17 protein-coding genes are annotated in these 17,264 nt (G+C 68.0%); 13 read left to right on the forward strand and 4 right to left on the reverse strand.

Annotation, left to right across the window (positions count from 1 at the left end):
* Positions 1-82: 82 nt before the first annotated feature.
* Both ABE546_RS16950 and ABE546_RS16955 read right to left on the reverse strand, forming a co-directional pair.
* Positions 83-889, reverse strand: a complete 807-nt coding sequence (locus ABE546_RS16950) for an amidohydrolase (RefSeq protein WP_346464560.1) — start codon at positions 887-889, stop codon at positions 83-85.
* Positions 890-906: 17 nt separating this feature from the next.
* A complete protein-coding gene (locus ABE546_RS16955; RefSeq protein ID WP_313210378.1) occupies positions 907-2,055 on the reverse strand; it encodes a pyridoxal phosphate-dependent aminotransferase in 1,149 nt (382 codons plus the stop codon).
* Positions 2,056-2,157: 102 nt separating this feature from the next.
* Between ABE546_RS16955 and ccmA the strand changes: the two genes are divergently transcribed.
* From ccmA to ABE546_RS17010, 11 genes are all read left to right on the forward strand, one after another.
* On the forward strand, positions 2,158-2,787 hold the full coding sequence (gene ccmA / locus ABE546_RS16960; protein WP_088434712.1) for a heme ABC exporter ATP-binding protein CcmA: 630 nt from the start codon (positions 2,158-2,160) through the stop codon (positions 2,785-2,787).
* Positions 2,784-3,479 carry a heme exporter protein CcmB gene (gene ccmB / locus ABE546_RS16965; RefSeq protein WP_313210382.1) on the forward strand — a complete coding sequence of 232 codons (696 nt, stop codon included), beginning with the start codon at positions 2,784-2,786 and terminating at the stop codon, positions 3,477-3,479. The genes ccmA and ccmB overlap by 4 nt, the downstream gene beginning before the upstream one ends.
* A 123-nt stretch (positions 3,480-3,602) precedes the next feature.
* On the forward strand, positions 3,603-4,367 hold the full coding sequence (gene ccmC, locus ABE546_RS16970; RefSeq protein WP_346464549.1) for a heme ABC transporter permease CcmC: 765 nt from the start codon (positions 3,603-3,605) through the stop codon (positions 4,365-4,367).
* A complete protein-coding gene (gene ccmD, locus ABE546_RS16975; RefSeq protein ID WP_313212254.1) occupies positions 4,364-4,549 on the forward strand; it encodes a heme exporter protein CcmD in 186 nt (61 codons plus the stop codon). Before ccmC ends, ccmD begins: the two co-directional genes overlap by 4 nt.
* Complete coding sequence (ccmE, locus tag ABE546_RS16980) at positions 4,546-5,007, forward strand: cytochrome c maturation protein CcmE (protein ID WP_121038127.1); 462 nt, start codon at positions 4,546-4,548, stop codon at positions 5,005-5,007. Before ccmD ends, ccmE begins: the two co-directional genes overlap by 4 nt.
* Positions 5,008-6,921, forward strand: coding sequence for a heme lyase CcmF/NrfE family subunit (locus tag ABE546_RS16985; RefSeq protein WP_346464550.1), 1,914 nt, complete (start codon positions 5,008-5,010; stop codon positions 6,919-6,921).
* 9 nt (positions 6,922-6,930) lie between these two features.
* The gene (locus ABE546_RS16990) at positions 6,931-7,536 is read left to right on the forward strand and encodes a DsbE family thiol:disulfide interchange protein (protein ID WP_313212257.1); all 606 of its coding nucleotides are present in this window, start codon (positions 6,931-6,933) and stop codon (positions 7,534-7,536) included.
* A 49-nt stretch (positions 7,537-7,585) separates the two neighbouring features.
* Positions 7,586-7,987: a cytochrome c-type biogenesis protein gene (locus tag ABE546_RS16995; RefSeq protein ID WP_313212282.1), complete on the forward strand. Its 402-nt coding sequence runs from the start codon at positions 7,586-7,588 to the stop codon at positions 7,985-7,987.
* Positions 7,981-8,997, forward strand: a complete 1,017-nt coding sequence (locus tag ABE546_RS17000; RefSeq protein WP_346464561.1) for a tetratricopeptide repeat protein — start codon at positions 7,981-7,983, stop codon at positions 8,995-8,997. Before ABE546_RS16995 ends, ABE546_RS17000 begins: the two co-directional genes overlap by 7 nt.
* 73 nt (positions 8,998-9,070) lie before the next feature.
* Complete coding sequence (locus ABE546_RS17005) at positions 9,071-10,183, forward strand: homoserine O-acetyltransferase (RefSeq protein ID WP_346464551.1); 1,113 nt, start codon at positions 9,071-9,073, stop codon at positions 10,181-10,183.
* Positions 10,184-10,191: 8 nt separating this feature from the next.
* Positions 10,192-10,806 (forward strand): cold shock and DUF1294 domain-containing protein, encoded by a 615-nt coding sequence (locus tag ABE546_RS17010; RefSeq protein WP_313212259.1) that lies wholly within the window; start codon positions 10,192-10,194, stop codon positions 10,804-10,806.
* Between the two features lie 52 nt (positions 10,807-10,858).
* On the opposite strand, the gene cydC is transcribed toward ABE546_RS17010, so the two are convergent.
* Both cydC and cydD read right to left on the reverse strand, forming a co-directional pair.
* Positions 10,859-12,532: a thiol reductant ABC exporter subunit CydC gene (gene cydC / locus ABE546_RS17015; RefSeq protein ID WP_346464552.1), complete on the reverse strand. Its 1,674-nt coding sequence runs from the start codon at positions 12,530-12,532 to the stop codon at positions 10,859-10,861.
* A complete protein-coding gene (gene cydD, locus ABE546_RS17020; RefSeq protein WP_313212261.1) occupies positions 12,529-14,259 on the reverse strand; it encodes a thiol reductant ABC exporter subunit CydD in 1,731 nt (576 codons plus the stop codon). Before cydD ends, cydC begins: the two co-directional genes overlap by 4 nt.
* Before the next feature lie 227 nt (positions 14,260-14,486).
* On the opposite strand from cydD, the gene ABE546_RS17025 reads away from it, so the two are divergent.
* Together ABE546_RS17025 and cydB are read left to right on the forward strand one after the other, a co-directional pair.
* Positions 14,487-16,076 carry a cytochrome ubiquinol oxidase subunit I gene (locus ABE546_RS17025; protein ID WP_313212262.1) on the forward strand — a complete coding sequence of 530 codons (1,590 nt, stop codon included), beginning with the start codon at positions 14,487-14,489 and terminating at the stop codon, positions 16,074-16,076.
* Positions 16,077-16,091: 15 nt separating this feature from the next.
* Complete coding sequence (gene cydB, locus ABE546_RS17030) at positions 16,092-17,246, forward strand: cytochrome d ubiquinol oxidase subunit II (protein WP_313212263.1); 1,155 nt, start codon at positions 16,092-16,094, stop codon at positions 17,244-17,246.
* Positions 17,247-17,264 lie beyond the last annotated feature (18 nt).

A 17,264-nucleotide genomic window follows, 5' to 3' on the forward strand; every position in this document is an offset into this window, starting at 1 on the left:
CTCGCAGGTGCCCGGGGCCCGGGGCGGCTCCGCCACCCCCGCCAGATCCGACACCCCGCCCCTCCCCCCGGCCACTACCGTTTCAGCTGCGTTCCTGCAGGCTGAAACTGTCGGCATCGAGCATCGCCGGGAAGCGCGCGCGGTGGGCGGCGAGTGCCGCGGCCGAGATCGTGGTGGTGACCACCTGCTCGGTTTCGCGCACTTCCACCTGCGGCTGGCCGAGGAAATCGATCACCGCACTGTCGCCGGCGTAATGCAGATCGTTGCCGTCCACACCGATCCGGTTCACCGCCGCCACAAAGCAGAGGTTCTCGATCGCACGCGCACGCAGCAGCGTCTTCCACGCATAGGCGCGGGCCGATGGCCAGTTGGCCACGAAAATCTGCAGATCGAAATCCAGCTGATCGGCGCGCTCGACGTTGTAGCGGTTGCGGCAGAACACCGGGAAACGCAGGTCGTAGCAGACCTGCGGATTGATCCGCCAGCCTTTCCACTCCACGCACAGGCGCTCGCGGCCGGCGGCGTAGCGCTCGTGCTCGCCGCCGTAACGGAACAGGTGGCGCTTGTCGTAGTACTGCAGCTCGCCCTCCGGCGTGGCCCACAGCAGGCGGTTGTAGACGCCCTCGCCCACCCGCAGCTGCACGCTGCCGGTGACCGCCGCGCCCAGCCGCACGGCCTGCTCGCGGATCCAGGCGACGGTGGGGCCGTCCATGCCCTCTGCCTTGTCGATGGCATCGTTGGAGAAGCCGCTGGTGAAGGTCTCCGGCAGGATCACCAGATCGGTCTGCCCGGCCAGCGGCGCCAACAGCGCACCGTAATGCGCGCGGTTACCCGCCGGGTCGTGCCAGCGGGTGTCGCCCTGGATCAGGGAAATGCGCAGATCCTGCAGCTCGGTCACGGCACCCATCACAGTGCCCGCAGGCGGTCGATCGCCGCGTCCATCGTGGCGTCGTTCTTGGCAAAGCACAGGCGGACCAGACGCTGGCCGGCCGGGGCGGTCTCATAGAACGGCGACAGCGGGATCGCCGCCACGCCCTTCTCGATCGTCAGCCATTTCACGAATTCGTGGTCCGGCAGATCGCTGACGGCCGCGTAATCCACCAGCTGGAAGTAGCCACCCGGCACCGGCAGCGGTGTCAGGCGCGTGGTCAGCAGCTGCTCGCGGAAGCGGTCACGCTTGGCCTGGTAGAACGCACCGAGTTCCAGATGGTGCTCGGGCTCATCGCGGATCATCGCGGCGAAGCCGTACTGGGCCGGGCCGAAGCTGGTGAAGGTGTTGTACTGATGCACCTTGCGGAACTCGGCGGTCATCGCCGGCGGCGCGATGGCATAACCGATCTTCCAGCCGGTGCAGTGGTAGGTCTTGCCGAAGCTGGAAATCACGAACGCGCGCTCGCGCAGTTCCGGATGGCGCAGCGAGGATTCGTGGCGACGACCGTCGTAGATGATGTGCTCGTACACCTCATCGGAGATCAGGTAGATGTCGGTGCCGCGCAACACATCGGCCAGCGCCTGCATGTCCTCGGCGGTCAGCATCGCGCCGGACGGGTTGTGCGGGGTGTTGACCATCAGCAGGCGGGTGCGCGGGGTGATCGCGGCACGCACGCGGTCCCAGTCGACCGCGAAGGTCTGCGGGTCCAGCGGCACGTGCACGGCACGCGCGCCGGCCAGGTCGATCGCCGGCTCGTAGCAGTCGTAGGCCGGGTCGAGCACGATCACCTCCTCGCCGGGGCGGACCACGGCGTGGATGGCGTTGAAGATCGCCTCGGTGGCGCCGCTGGTGACGGTGATCTCGGTATCCGGATCCACCTGGGCGCCGTACAGATCCAGTGACTTCTGCGCGATGGCCTGGCGCAGCGGCGCCACGCCGGTCATTGGCGGGTATTGATTCAGACCGCCCTGCATCGCGGCGACGGTTTCATCGATCAGCCGCTGCGGTGCGGAGAAATCCGGGAACCCCTGGCCCAGGTTGACCGCGCCGTGTTCGGCGGCGAGCTGGGACATCACGGTGAAGATGGTGGTGCCCACCTTGGGCAGCTTGGTTTGCGGTTGCATCGGCAGCAGGGAAAGAACCGGGGGAACTCCCAGTGTACGCAAATCATCCTGCCCGTTCCCCCGATACAATGGCGGCCCATTCCGGTGCAAAGATCCCGCCCCTTGAACGCCCCTCCGTTGCTGGCCGCGCATGGCCTTGGCTTCAGTCGCAACGACGAACCCGTCTTCGGCCCGCTGGACCTGCACGTGGATGCCGGCGAAGCCCTGCTGGTGCAGGGCGACAATGGCGCCGGCAAGACCACCCTGCTGCGGGTGCTGGCGGGCCTGCTGCGCGCCGGCAGCGGCCAGGTCGAGATCGATGGCAAGCGTGCCGGGCACAAGGAGCGCGCGAACTATGTGGCCTACCTGAGCCACCTGCCCGCACTGAAGCCGGACCTGGACACGCTGGAGAACCTGCATTTCCTGTGCGGACTGCACGGCCGCCGCGCCCGCCAGATGCCCGGCAACGCGCTGGCCATCGTCGGCCTGGCCGGCTATGAGGACACCTTGGTGCGACAGCTGTCGGCCGGGCAGAAGCGACGCCTGGCGCTGGCCCGCATCTGGCTCTCGCCCGCGCCGCTGTGGCTGCTTGACGAGCCGTACGCCAATCTCGATCTGGACGGCATCAACCTGGTGAACCGCATGATTTCCGCGCACCTGCGCAGCGGCGGTGCCGCCCTGGTCACCACCCACGGCGCGTACGCCGCGCCACCGGTGCGCACGCGCCTGCTGACCTTGGGAGCGGCGGCATGATCGCGCCGGGTACCGAACCGGGTCTATGGCAGACCGCGCGGGCGCTGGTCGCCCGCGACATGCGCCTGCTCTGGCGCCGCCGCGGCGATGCGCTGCAGCCCCTGCTGTTCGCGTTGCTGGTGGTGGTGCTGTTCGCATTGGCCCTGGGCCGCGATCCCGAGGCGATGGCACGCGTGGCCGCAGCCGTGATGTGGCTGGCGGTGCTGCTGGCCGGCCAGCTGGCCCTGGATTCGCTGTTCCGCAGCGACGCCGAAGATGGCTCACTGGAGCAATGGCTGCTGGCCCCCGTCCCGCTGGCCTGGCTGGTGCTGGTGCGGGTACTGGTGCACTGGGTCACCACCGCCCTGCCGCTGATCGTGATGTCGCCGTTGCTGGCGGAAATGCTGCATCTGCCGCATGACCAGCTGCCGATGTTGCTGGCATCGTTGCTGCTGGGAACGCCGCTGCTGAGCTTGATCGGCGGGGTGGTCGCCGCGCTGACGGTCGGCATCCGGCGCTCTGGTATTCTCGTGGCGCTGCTGGCCCTGCCGTTGTATGTGCCGGTGCTGGTGTTCGGTGCGGGCAGTGTGGCGGCGGTCGCCCGCGGCCAGGACCCGATCGGTGCGCTGCTGATGCTGGGCGCCGGGCTGGTGGTGGCGCTGGTGCTGGCCCCGCTGGCGACGGCCGCGGCGATCCGCATCTCGCTGAGTTGAGCGGTATGGCGTACTGTCGGTGGCGTGAACTGCGTTGTGAGCGTCACCTGCCTCCGCGTCAACCGTTGCCGAGCCACTCCACGTCCGTTTCATCGTCGCCCTTCGTTGGATAGCCACTGCCGCATGCACCCGATCGTCCGCTGGTTCCACCAACTCGGTTCGCCGCCCACCTTCGACCGCTTTGCCGCGCGCTGGTCGCGGGTGTTCTACCTGGCGGCGGTGCCGGTGCTGCTGGTCGGCATCTGGCAGGCGCTGGCGGTGGTGCCGCCCGACTCCAAGCAGCTGGACAGCTTCCGCATTCTCTATATCCACGTGCCGAGCGCGTGGATGAGCCTGTTCGTGTTCGCGCTGATGGCGCTGTACGCGGCGATCGCGCTGATCTGGCGGATCAAGACCTGCGAAATCCTGGCGATGGCCTGTGCCCCGCTCGGCGCCGGCTTCACCCTGATCACCCTGCTCACCGGCAGCATCTGGGGCAAGCCGACCTGGGGCACCTGGTGGGACTGGGACCCGCGCATGACCACCGAGCTGATCCTGCTGTTCCTGTACCTGGGCGTGATCGGCCTGTACCACGCCATCGAGGACCGTCGCAGCGCCGCGCGCGCAGCGGGCCTGCTGTCCATCGTCGGGGTGAGCCTGCTGCCGGTGATCCGCTATTCCGTGGAATGGTGGGGCAGCCTGCACCAGGGCCAGACCATCCGCCTGTTCGGCGAGTCGACGCTGGATGCCAGCATGGCGCTGCCACTGTGGCTGATGGTGATCGGCACCAAGCTGTGGTTCGCCGGCTCGCTGCTGGCCAAGGCCCGCGCCGACAACCTGCTGCGCGAAGCCGGCAAGGCCTGGGTCGCCGCCGGCCCCCGTGCCCCACGGGAGGACAGCCGCCCATGACCCACCTGCCCTATGTGATTGCCGCCTATGCCGTGTTCGTGCTGGTGCTGGGCAGCGATGCCATCGGCTCCTGGCTGCGCCTGCGCTGGGCGCGCCGCCTGGCCGCGCGCCGCCAGCAGCGCCAGCAGGCCCGCGCTGCCGCCGGCAGCGCACCGCCGCTGGCACCGGAGCTGACCCGATGAATCCGGTCAGGCGTCGCCGCCTGCTCTGGGTGATGCTGCTCGTGCTGGCCTCCGGCCTGGCGACCGCGCTGGTCGCGATGGCCCTGCAGCGCAATATCGCCTACCTCTACACCCCCTCCGAAGTGCTGCGTGGCGATGCCGGCGATCACGCCCGGTTCCGTCTGGGCGGCATGGTGGTCAAAGGCTCGCTGCAGCGCGCACCCGGTTCGCTGGATGCGCACTTCGTGGTCACCGATGGTGACGCGACATTGCCGGTGATCACCTCGCGGATCCTGCCGGACCTGTTCGCCGAGGGCACCGCCGTGGTCGCCACCGGACGCCTGCAGGACGGCCGTTTCGTTGCCGAAGAAGTGCTGGCCAAGCACGACGAGACCTACATGCCCAAGGAAGTGGCCGACAAGATGGGTCAGGCACATATCAAACACGATGTGCCCGTGCCGGCGCCGGAGACGTACTGAGTGCTGCCGGAACTGGGGCAGATCCTGCTGGTCACCGCACTGTTGATGGCCGTGCTGCAGACCGTGCTGCCGCTGTGGGGCGCCCATCGCGGCCGCGCCACGTGGATGGCGGTGGCGCGACCGGCGGCGTACGCGCAGCTGGCGCTCCTGCTTGGGGCATTCGGCGTGCTGACAGCGGCGTTCGTCACCCAGGATTTCTCGGTGCGCTATGTGGCGGAGAACTCCAACTCGCTGCTACCGCTGGCCTACCGCTATTCGGCGGTGTGGGGCGCGCATGAAGGCTCCCTGCTGCTGTGGGCGCTGGTGCTGGCGCTGTGGTGCGGCGCCGTGGCGCTGTGGTCCAAACGCCTGCCGGCCGAGGTGTCCGCCCGCGTGCTGGGCGTGCTCGGCATCATCAGCATCGGCTTCCTCGCCTTCCTGATCTTCACCTCCAACCCGTTCGCGCGGCTGCTCCCGGCGCCGCTGGAAGGGCGCGACCTCAATCCGCTGCTGCAGGATCCCGGGCTGATCATCCACCCGCCGATGCTGTACATCGGGTACGTGGGCTTTGCGGTGCCGTTCGCATTCGCGATCGCCGCCCTGCTGGAAGGCCGCGTGGATGCACGCTGGCTGCGCTGGACGCGACCATGGACCAACGTGGCCTGGGGCTTCCTGACCATCGGCATCGCACTGGGCAGCTGGTGGGCGTATTACGAACTGGGCTGGGGCGGGTGGTGGTTCTGGGATCCGGTCGAAAACGCCAGCTTCATGCCGTGGCTGGCCGGTGCGGCGCTGATCCACTCGCAGGCGGTCACTGAAAAGCGCGGCAGCTTCGCCAGCTGGACGCTGCTGCTGGCCATCGCCGCATTCGCGCTGTCACTGCTCGGCACCTTCCTGGTGCGCTCGGGCGTGCTGACCAGCGTGCATTCGTTCGCGGCCGATCCTTCGCGCGGCACCTTCATCCTGATTTTCCTGGCCCTGGTGATCGGCGGCGCGCTGCTGCTGTACGCGCTGCGGGCCGGCGCGCTGACCAGCGAGGATCCGCGCCGCCGCTTCCTGCCGACCTCGCGCGAGACCCTGCTGCTGGCCAACAACCTGCTGCTCGCCGCCGCCTGCGGCATGGTTCTGCTGGGCACGCTGTATCCCCTGCTGGCCGATGCCTTGGGCCTGGGCAAGGTCTCGGTCGGGCCGCCCTACTTCGGCACGCTGTTCGTGGTGCTGATGGCACCGCTGGTAGCACTGCTGCCGTTCGGGCCGCTGGTCAACTGGCAGCGCGACCAGGCCTCGCGGCGGTTGGCGATGCTGGCACCGTGGGCCGGGCTGGCCCTGCTGCTGGGCGTGATCGCGTACTTCATGGCGCCGCAGGGCGCGTTGAAGACCGCCGCCGGCGTGACCGGTGCGGCCTGGGTCGCGTTCGGTACCGGGCGTTTCGTCTGGACCCGCCTGCGCGGCAATGGCAGGTTCACTGCCGAGATGGTCGGCATGCTGCTGGCCCATGGTGGGGTGGCCGTGTTCCTGGCCGGCGCGCTGCTGGTCGAAGCCTTGAACGTGCAGCGCGAAGTCGCGCTCGCCCCCGGGCAGTCGCTGGTGGTGGGCACCTATGAAGTGCGCTTCGAAGGCGTGGACCATCAACAGGGCCCGAATTACGTCGCCGATCGCGGGCACCTGCGCGTGCTCCAGCACGACCGCGAACTGGCCCTGCTGCATCCGGAAAAACGCCTGTACGCCAGTGGCGGACAGGTGATGACCGAGGCCGGCATCCACGCCCGCCTCAACGGCGATGTTTACGTGGCACTCGGCGAGTCGCTGGGCAACAATGCATGGGCCGTGCGCGTGCACATCAAACCGTTCGTCCGCTGGATCTGGCTGGGCGCGCTGCTGATGGCACTGGGTGGCTTCGTCACCGCCGCCGATCGTCGTTTCCGTCGTCCCTAGGAGTTTCCCGTGTCCGATCCCCGCCCCGCCTCCCGTCCGCTGCCGCCCGTGGCCATCGTCATCGGGGTGCTGTTCTTCTTCGGGCTGTTGGGGCTGATGATCTACGGGGTGATGAAATCCGGTGCGCCGGACCGCGATGTCCTGCCCTCGGCACTGATCGGCAAGCCCGCACCGGCCTTCGAACTGCCGGTGCTGCACGATCCGCACATCAAGGTCAGCAGCACCGAACTGCGCGGCGCCCCCTACGTGCTCAACGTCTGGGGCAGCTGGTGCGCGGCCTGCCGCGACGAACATCCGATCCTGACCAGATTCGCCGAAACCAAGCGCGTGCGCGTGATCGGCTACAACTGGAAGGACGAGCCGGCTGATGCCCTGCGTTGGCTGGAACAACTTGGCAATCCTTTCGTGCTGGTGCTGAGCGACATCGAAGGCCGCACCGCGATCGACTGGGGCGTCACCGCCGCGCCGGAGACCTTCCTGGTTGACGCCAGTGGCGTGGTGCGCTGGAAGTACAGTGGCGCGCTCAGCCAGCGCGTCATCGATACCCAGCTGATTCCGGAACTGGAAAAGGTGGAGCGTGCCAATGCCCAGCCGCAGCTGCCGGCCTCGCCGTAACCGGATGCTCCGCCAGGTCGGCGTGGCGCTGATCGCGCTGACGCTGTCCATGGCCTCGCCGGTGATGGCGCAGGCCGTCTCCGACCCGACCCCGTTGCAGTATCGCGATGCCGCCGAGGAAGCCCGCTTCCACGCGCTGGCCGCCGAGCTGCGCTGCGTGCAATGCCAGAACCAGTCGCTGGCCGATTCCAATGCGCAGATCGCACATGACCTGCGCCGCGAGGTGCTGGTGCTGATGCAGCAGGGCAACAGCGACGCACAGATCAAGCAGTTCCTGGTCGACCGTTATGGCGAGTTCGTGCTGTACCGGCCACCGATGGAGGCACGCAATGCGCTGCTCTGGTTCGGCCCACCGGTGGCGCTGCTGCTCGGCGCGGGCGTGCTGATCTGGGTGGTGCGTCGGCGCAGCCGCGGGATCGAACCGATGGACAAGAGCGAGGAGCGCTGGTGAGCCTTTGGATGGCCCTGAGTGCCGCGGTGGTCGCGGCGGCCGTTGCGGCATGCGTACTGTGGCCGCTGCGTGCGGGCGGCCAACACCGTCCCTTCGCGATCGCGATGCTGGCCCTTGGGTTGGCCGGTGGCGCGTTGTACCTGCTGGTCGGCACGCCGGATGCCGCCGAGCGGACGGCGGCCAGTAACGAACCCGCCACACTGGAAGATGGCGTGCAGGCGCTGGAAGAGGCGCTGGCGAAAGACCCGCAACGCGCCGATGGCTGGGCCCTGCTCGGCCGCTCGCAACTGGCGCTGGGCAAGCTCGCCGAGGCCACGGCCGCGTTCGACCGCGCGGTGCAACTCGCCCCGGACGACCCCGGCGTGCTGGTCGAAGCGGCACAGGCGCGCGCCCAGGCCGCACCCGGCAAACAGTTCGACGACCAGGCCCTGCAATGGCTGCGCCACGCCAACGCACTCGCGCCGGAGAGCGAACGCGCCGGCTGGCTGATCGGCATTGCCCTGCGCCAGCGCGGGCAGGACGCCGAGGCGGTAGCCGCCTGGGAAGCACTGCTGCCCCGCCTGGAGCCGGGTGCGGCGCGCGCGTTGCGCGAGCAGATCGCCATCGCCCGCGGCGCTGCCGGTCTGCCGCCGCTGGTGGAAACGCCTGCCCCTGCGGCGGCTGGCGACCACGCCCTCGCCGTGCAGGTGCGCTTCGCGCCCGGAACCGCAATGGATCCGGCCTGGGCCAACGCCACGGTCTTCGTGATCGCACGCGCGCCGGACGGCCCGCCGATGCCGGTCGCGGTGCAGAAGCATCCGGCCAGCCGGCTGCCGCTGCTGGTGACGCTCGGCGATGGCGACAGCCCGATGCCAACCAGCACGCTGTCCCAGCTGCAGGAGGTCGAGGTAGTGGCACGGCTGTCGCGCTCGGGCCAGGCCAACCGCCAGCCGGACGATGTGGAAACCGCGCCGGTACGGGTGCGCCTGCCCCACGCCGGGCCGGTGTCCCTGGTGTTTGATCGCCCCTGACCGATGCGCGGCCGCGACGCAGCGTGCCGCTCACCACTACGGCGCCATCGCGGCGCCCGGCTAAACTGCGTGCATGACTGAATTCATTCCCCCCGGCACCCGTTATCACGCCCTGCCCTCGCCGTTCGCGTTCAAGCGCGGCGGTGAACTGCACGATGCGCACGTTGCCTACGAAACCTGGGGCACGCTCGCTGCCGATGCCGGCAATGCGGTATTGATCGTCACCGGGCTCTCGCCCGATGCGCATGCCGCGGCCAACGCCAACAACCCGGCCGCCGGCTGGTGGGAGGCGATGGTCGGCCCGGGCAAGCCGATCGATACGGATCGCTGGTTCGTGATCTGCGTGAACTCGCTGGGCAGCTGCAAGGGCTCGACCGGTCCGGCCAGCATCGACCCGGCCACCGGGGAGCTGTACGGCCTGCGCTTCCCCGAACTGTCGATCGAAGATGGCGCACGCGCAGCGGTCGAGGTGGTGCGCGCATTGGGCGTGACCGAGCTGGCCTGCGTGATCGGCAACTCGATGGGCGGGATGACCGCGCTGGCGCTGCTGTTGCTGCACCCGGGCATCGCGCGCAGCCATATCAATATTTCCGGCAGTGCCCAGGCGTTGCCGTTCTCGATCGCGATCCGCTCGCTGCAACGCGAGGCGATCCGGCTTGATCCGCAGTGGAATGGCGGTCGCTACACCGACCAGGCCTATCCGGAATCGGGCATGCGCATGGCCCGCAAGCTCGGCGTGATCACCTATCGCTCCGCACTGGAATGGGATGGCCGCTTTGGCCGCGTGCGCCTGGATTCGGACCAGGCCGATGACGATCCGTTCGGTCTGGAGTTCCAGGTCGAAAGCTATCTGGAAGGCCATGCCCGCCGCTTCGTGCGCTTCTTCGATCCCAACTGCTATCTGTACCTGAGCCGCTCGATGGACTGGTTCGACCTGGCCGAATATGCCGACGGCGACGTGATGGCCGGGCTGGCCCGCATCCAGGTGGGCAAGGCACTGGCGATCGGCGCCAACACCGACATCCTGTTCCCGGTGCAGCAGCAACAGCAGATCGCCGACGGTCTGCGCGCCGGCGGTGCCGATGCGCAGTTCATCGGGCTGGATTCACCGCAGGGGCACGATGCGTTCCTGGTGGATTTCGCACGGTTCGGGCCGGCGGTCAGCGGCTTCCTGTCCTCGCTCTGAGTTTACCCATGCGCCTTCAAGGAAAGATCAGCGAGTGGAACGACGCGCGCGGCTTCGGCTTCGTGCAGCCCAATGGCGGTGGCGAGCGATGCTTCGTGCATATCCGCGCCTTCGCTGCACGTGATCGCCGCCCGGTGCTGGGCGATGTGATCACCTATGACGTGCAGGCGGATGCACAGGGACGCCGCAATGCGGTGGCGGTGCGGTTCGCGCTGGCTCGGGATGGTGGTCGTCCTGCTGCACGCACTGCGGTGCGTGGTGCGGGGCCGGATCGACTGCCGCGCACCGCCATCGCACTGGTGTTCCTCGCAGGCCTCATTGCCGTGGCGATGTGGCAGCACTGGCCGACGTGGGTACCGGGTGCGTACCTGGGCCTGAGCGTGGTGACCTTTGCCTGGTACTGGTATGACAAATCCGCCGCCCAGAATGATCGCCAGCGCACACCGGAAAGCACGCTGCAGGGCCTGGCCCTGCTCGGCGGTTGGCCGGGTGCGTTGATGGCACAGGCCATGCTGCGGCACAAGAACCGTAAAGCCGCCTTCCAGCAGGTGTTCTGGGCGGCCGTAGTGATCAACATCGTGGCGCTGGGAGGGTTGATCCGCGACGGCAGGTTCTTCGGGTAGATCCACGCCATACGTGGATGCTGTGCACGTAGTGTGCGGATCGCCTTCGGCGCTACCCTTCCAACCTTCCATCCCGCAACCGGTAACTCCGATGCACGATGCCCTCGGGCAGTGCGTCGTGGGTGATCATCAACAGACTGCGATTGCCCAGCGCCGCCACCATGTCCTGCAGCAATGCATGCGCGGTATCCACATCCAGGCCTTCGGTGGGTTCATCCAGCAACAGGATCGGTGCGTCACGCAGCAGCGCGCGCGCCAGCGCCAGGCGCCGCGCCTGCCCGGCTGACATCGTGGCGCCGTTCTCGCCCACCCACGCCGCCAACCCGCCGATCTGCTCGGCCCAGGCATGCAGACGGACCTCCGCGAGCACCTGCCACAAGCGCGCATCGCTGGCCGCCATGTCGCCGAGCCGCAGGTTGTCCGCCACGGTGCCAGCAAACACCGGCGCATTCTGCGGCAGCCAGGCGATCTGACGGTGCCAGTCGGCCTGCGCGAAACTGCGGATATCGGCATCACCGTAACGCACGCTGCCGGCCTCCGGATCCCACAGCCGCAACAGCAGCGAGGACAGCGTGGTTTTGCCACTGCCGCTGTCACCGCGGATCGCGATCCGTTCGCCCGGGGCGAGGTGCAGCTGCACCTGGTCCAGCAGCACCCGCGCCTGGCCGGGCCAACGGAACACCACCTGATCGAAGCGCAGCGTTGCAGGCACGGATGGCACGGTCACCGGCGCGGCGGCTTCCACCACGCCAGGCGCCTGGTCCACGATGGCCTCCAGCCGCACCGCGGCGACGCGGCCGGACAACCACGATTGCCAGGCCAAGCCGATCCCGGCCCACAGCTCCAGCAGTGCGACGGTCAGGAATACCAGTGCGGCCGCCAGCGCGGCATCCACGCTGCCGCGCTCGAAGGCATGCAGGGCCAGCCACAGCATCGCGACCAGGCCACCCGCGCCGCACAGACCGTGCAATGTATTGCCACTGATCAGCCGCCAGCGGCGACGCTTGTCACGCGACTTCAGCTGTTTGGCTGCCACCCGCACGCGCTGGTTCCAATGCTCGCGCGCCTGCAGGGCGGCAAGATCGGCCGCGCCTTCCAGCCCTTCGAAGGATTGGGTACGCAGCTGTGCCCGGTGCAGCGCGCGGTCGCGCTCCTGGTCGGCGGCGCCACGCACGGTCAGCCACGGCACCCCCAGCCCGATCAGCAAGGCGAGCATCGCCAGCAGAGCGGCCGCTGGCAGATAGATGATGCCCGCCGACACCACCGCGACCAGCGAGATGCCACCCAGCGCCAACAGCGGGCCGATCGCGCGTACCAGCAGGCCATCGACCTCGCCGATATCCGACATCAGCCGCGCCAGCAGTTCACCGGTGCGTACACCGGCCAGACGGGCCGGTGCCAGCGGCAGCGCACGACGGAAGAACCACACGCGCAGGTCACGTGCGATGCGCAGGGTGACATCGTGGCCGACCAGCTTTTCGAAATAGCGCGACACGATGCGCGCCATGGTCAGCCCGCGGATGCCCGCCGAGGGCGAGAAAAAGTTGAACCCGTTGCCGAGCCCGGCGGCACCGGCCAAGGCGGCGGCGGTGAGGAAACCACCGGACAGGCCGAGCAGCGCGGTGCCGGCCAGCATCGTCGTCCACAGCAGCAGCACGGTCAGCAGCAGGCGGCCACGGTGCCGGGCGAACACGCCCTTCAGCGAATCGATGTGCGCCGCCTTCATGGCGTTACCTCCGAGGCCAGGCGCGCACCACCGGCGGTCAGGGTCAGGCGGGTATCTGCCCAGCGCATCGCGGTCTCGCTGTGGGTGGCGATCACCACGCTGCGCCCGCGCGCGAACGCCGCCAGGGTACGCAGCAGATCGGCTTCGGTGTCCGGATCGAGGAAGGCGGTCGGCTCGTCGAGCAGCAGCAGCTGCGGATCGCGCAGCAGCAACCGGGCCAGGCCGATGCGACGCGCTTCGCCACCGGACAATCCGAAGCCGCGCTCACCGATCACGGTGTCCAGCCCCTGTGGCAGTGCGGCAGCGAAGCGCATCACCTGGGCGGCCTCGGCCACGGCGCGCAGGTGCGCATCGGTCGCGCCCGGTGCGGCCAGGCGCAGGTTGTCGGCGATCGTGCCGTGGAACAGATAGGGGCGCTGCCCGGCGTAGCCCACGTCCAACCCCGGGCGCAGCACGATGCTGCCCTCGCGCGGGGGCAGCCACCCGGCCAGTGCTTCCAGCAACGTGCTTTTGCCACTGCCGCTGGGGCCGATCAGCGCCACGCGCTGCCCGGGCTCGATCTGGAACGAAAGCTGCTGCACCACATCGTGATGCGCACCCAGTGGTCGCAGGCTCACCCCACTTACGACGACCGGCGGGGCGTGCTGTTCGAGCAGTTCCGGAGCGCGCGCGGTGGCCGGCGATGCGTCCTCGGCCACGGGGGCGTCCGGCAACTCGCCAAGCAGGCGCTCCACTTCGGCCGCCGCGGCCAGCGCGTTGGCGCGGTCGTGGTAATGCGCGGCCAAGCGCCGCAGCGGTGCATAGAACTCCGGTGCCAGCAGCAGGCAGAACATGCCCACGCCGAGCGTCGGCACCTGTGCATGCAGCGACATCAGGCCGAGATAGCTCAGGCCCAGATAGAGCGCCACCATCGCCACGCTGACCGACGCGAAGAACTCCAGCACCGTCGAAGAGAGGAAGGCGATCCGCAGCACTTTCAAGGTGCGCTCGCGCACACCTTCTGCCGCCGTGGCCACACCGTCCAGCTCGGCCTCGCCTCGCCCGTACAGGCGCAGCAGACCGAGCCCCTTGATGCGATCGGCGAAGTGGCCGCTCATCCGCGCCAGTTCGCCCAGCTGCGCACGGCCGGCGGCTTCAGCGCCCCAACCCACCAGCATCATGAAGAACGGCACCAGCGGCGCGGTGAACAAGAGAATCAGTGCGATCACCCAATCGGTCCAGGCCACGGCGATGGCGATCAGCAGCGGGACCACGACCACTTCGATGCGGACGGGCTGGTAGCCGGCGTAATAATTCTCAATCGCATCGGCATGGGCGAGCATCAGTTCACCGAGTTCACCGGTGCGCTGCTGGCGCAGCCACAGCGGGCCACGCCCGAGCAGCCGCTGGTAAACCCGTTCACGCAGCGCCAGCCGCGCCGCATCGGCGACGTCACCGGCTGCCGCCTGGGTCGCGCTCCCCAGCAGGGTGCGGATGCCCAGCACCGCCAGCAAGCCCAGCAGCACGGGCGTGGCGTCGGCCAGTGGGCGGTGATCCACCAGCACCGCCTGGATCAACCAGGCGATGGCAGCCGCCTGCCCGATCAACAAGGCGCCGGACAGGCAGATGCAGATTGCCGCCAGCCGCTGCTTGCCGCGGGCGGCCGCCGCCAGCCCGCCCAGCCAGTGCAGGCGACGGCGGCGCAGGGCGGTTGTCTCAACAATGGACGCGTCGGGGGGTATGCTCAAAACAAGTCACTGGCGGCCACAGGGAGGTTCCGTCGATTGTAGTAGGTGCTGGCCCCGCCCCCGTGCGGCCAGCGGTCGCAGGGGTGGGATGCATACGATCCCCGCGCAGGTCTGTTTGTACATTGATCTGAATCAAGGCTGTTTGAAGTTGCTGGTCACAGAATTCACCCCGTAGACCCCCCCTTCCCGCCACCTGAAACGGCAAAACCCAACGAGGTAGCCAGGCCATGATTGATCAGACAGTCGTAGAACTGTCGCGGCTGCAATTCGCTCTGACCGCGATGTACCACTTCCTTTTCGTTCCCCTCACGCTTGGCCTGTCCTTCATGGTGGCCATCATGGAGAGCGTCTACGTCATGACCCGCAAACAGGTCTGGCGCCAGATGACGCTGTTCTGGGGCACGTTGTTCGGCATCAACTTCGCCATCGGCGTCGCCACCGGCATCGTGATGGAATTCCAGTTCGGCATGAACTGGTCGTATTACAGCCACTACGTGGGGGACATCTTCGGCGCACCGCTGGCGATCGAAGGCCTGATGGCGTTCTTCCTGGAAGCGACCTTCATCGGTCTGTTCTTCTTCGGCTGGAAGCGCCTGAGCCCGGTCAAGCATCTCACCGTGACCTGGCTGATGGCCCTGGGCACCAACCTGTCGGCGGTGTGGATCCTGATCGCCAACGGCTGGATGCAGAATCCGACCGGCGCGATCTTCAATCCGGAAACGATGCGCATGGAGGTGGTGGATTTCGCCGCCGTGCTGTTCAACCCGGTGGCCCAGGCCAAGTTCGTGCATACGGTCAGTGCCGGCTACGTGACCGGTGCGGTGTTCGTGATGTCGATCAGCGCCCTGTTCCTGCTGCGCAACAAGCACAAGGACATGGCACGCCGTTCCTTCGCGGTGGCGGCCGCCTTCGGCCTGCTGTCCTCGCTGTCGGTGGTGGTGCTGGGTGACGAAAGCGGTTATGCCGCCAGCGAACACCAGAAGATGAAGCTGGCCGCGATCGAAGCCATGTGGGAAACCGAGCGTGCGCCGGCCGACTTCACCGCCTTCGGCATTCCCAACCAGACCACCCAGCAGAACGATTACGCGATCAAGATCCCGTACCTGATGGGCCTGATCGCCACCCGTTCGCTGGACCAGCCGATCCCGGGCATCCTGGAACTGGTGGGGCGCGCCGAGAACCGCATCCGCGGTGGCCAGCTGGCCTACGGTGCACTGGAACGCGTGCGCAAGGACAAGAACGACGTCGAAGCGCGCGAGATGTTCGACCGCCATTGGCAGGATCTGGGCCACGGCCTGCTGCTCAAGCGCTATCGCGAGGACATCCTCAACGCCACCCCGGAAGAAATCTCCAAGGCCGCGATGGATACCGTGCCGCGGGTCGCCCCGCTGTTCTGGACCTTCCGCATCATGGCCGGGCTGGGCTTCTACCTGATCGCCTTCTTCGCACTGGCCTTCTACTACTCGTGCCGCCACAACTTCCAGGACAAGCGCTGGTTCCTCAAGCTCGCCCTGTGGTCGCTGCCGGCGCCGTGGATCGCGATCGAATGCGGTTGGTTCGTGGCCGAGTACGGTCGCCAGCCGTGGGCGGTGGACGGCGTGCTGCCGACCTTCTACGCCGCCTCGGGCCTGGCCCTGCATGAAATCCTGACCACGCTGGCGGTATTCACCGCGCTGTACACGGTGCTGCTGGTCATCGAAGTGAAGCTGATGCTCAAGGCGATCCGCAAGGGCCCGGACGACATCCTGCCGTCGCTGCAGGCTGCAGCCACGTCCCTTTCCCCCAATGCCGCTGCGCCGACCCACGGTCGGGCGTAAGGCAGGAGAACCCAGATGGAATTCATTGGACTCGATTACACCACGCTCCGCGTGATCTGGTGGCTGCTGCTCGGCATCCTGCTGATCGCCTGGGCGGTGATGGACGGTTTCGACCTCGGCGTCGGCACGTTGCTGCCGTTCGTGGCCAGAACCGATGACGAACGCCGGCTGGTGATCAACACCGTCGGCCCGGTGTGGGAAGGCAACCAGGTGTGGCTGGTGCTCGGTGGCGGCGCGATCTTCGCCGCCTGGCCGCCGCTGTACGCGGTCAGCTTCTCCGGCTTCTACCTGGCGGTGTTCCTGATGCTGTTCGGGCTGATCCTGCGCCCGGTCGCCTTCAAGTACCGCAGCAAGATGCCCGGCAAGCGCTGGCGCGAGAACTGGGACCGTGCGCTGTTCGTCGGCGGCCTGCTGCCGGCACTGATCGCCGGCGTGGCGGTGGGCAACGTGCTGGTCGGCGTGCCGTTCCACTTCGATGACAGCATGCGCATCTTCTACACCGGCACCCTGATCGGCCTGCTCAACCCGTTCGCGCTGGTGGCTGGGTTGGTCAGCGTGGCGATGGTGGTCTCGCACGGTGCCGCGATGCTGGTGCTCAAGACCGATGGCCCGGTGGCCGAGCGCTCGGCCCGCTACGGCAGCGTCGCGGCAATGCTGACCTTCGTGCTGTTCGCCCTGGCCGGCGTCTGGGTGGCCTTTGGCCTGCCGGGCTACCAGATCACCTCCCAGGTGGTCACCGATGGCCCGACCAACCCGCTGCTCAAGACCGCTGCCGTCGGTGCGGTCGCCGGTGGCTGGCTGCGCAACTACCAGAGCATGCCGCTGACCCTGCTGGCCCCGATCCTCGGGCTGGTCGGTGCACTGGCCAGCGCGGTGCTGCTGCGGGCCCGCCGTGGTGGCCTGGCCTTCCTGGCCTCGGGGGCCTCGATCACCGGCATCATCCTGACCGTCGGCTTTGCGATCTTCCCGTTCCTGCTGCCATCCTCCAGCCAGCCGGGCTCCAGCCTGACCGTCTGGGACAGCTCCTCCAGCCACCTGACCCTGGGGATCATGCTCATCGCCACGGCCATCTTCCTGCCGATCATCATCGCCTACACCTCCTGGGTCTACCGCGTGATGAAGGGCAAGACCACGGCCGAAGAGATGGGCGACAACCCCAACGCTTACTGACGCGCCCCACGGCGCCAT

It is taken from the genome of Stenotrophomonas sp. TWI377, from assembly GCF_039674525.1.
Classification (GTDB): Bacteria; Pseudomonadota; Gammaproteobacteria; order Xanthomonadales; family Xanthomonadaceae; genus Stenotrophomonas.

Excerpts from the sequence above, each read along its gene's own strand:
- ABE546_RS16955 (WP_313210378.1), bottom strand. The coding sequence starts at position 2,055 with ATGCAACCGCAAACCAAGCTGCCCAAGGTGGGCACCACCATCTTCACC.
- ccmB (WP_313210382.1), top strand. The coding sequence starts at position 2,784 with ATGATCGCGCCGGGTACCGAACCGGGTCTATGGCAGACCGCGCGGGCG.
- ccmC (WP_346464549.1), top strand. The coding sequence starts at position 3,603 with ATGCACCCGATCGTCCGCTGGTTCCACCAACTCGGTTCGCCGCCCACC.
- ccmD (WP_313212254.1), top strand. The coding sequence starts at position 4,364 with ATGACCCACCTGCCCTATGTGATTGCCGCCTATGCCGTGTTCGTGCTG.
- ccmE (WP_121038127.1), top strand. The coding sequence starts at position 4,546 with ATGAATCCGGTCAGGCGTCGCCGCCTGCTCTGGGTGATGCTGCTCGTG.
- ABE546_RS16995 (WP_313212282.1), top strand. The coding sequence starts at position 7,586 with ATGGCCTCGCCGGTGATGGCGCAGGCCGTCTCCGACCCGACCCCGTTG.
- ABE546_RS17005 (WP_346464551.1), top strand. The coding sequence starts at position 9,071 with ATGACTGAATTCATTCCCCCCGGCACCCGTTATCACGCCCTGCCCTCG.
- ABE546_RS17010 (WP_313212259.1), top strand. The coding sequence starts at position 10,192 with ATGCGCCTTCAAGGAAAGATCAGCGAGTGGAACGACGCGCGCGGCTTC.
- cydC (WP_346464552.1), bottom strand. The coding sequence starts at position 12,532 with ATGAAGGCGGCGCACATCGATTCGCTGAAGGGCGTGTTCGCCCGGCAC.
- ABE546_RS17025 (WP_313212262.1), top strand. The coding sequence starts at position 14,487 with ATGATTGATCAGACAGTCGTAGAACTGTCGCGGCTGCAATTCGCTCTG.
- cydB (WP_313212263.1), top strand. The coding sequence starts at position 16,092 with ATGGAATTCATTGGACTCGATTACACCACGCTCCGCGTGATCTGGTGG.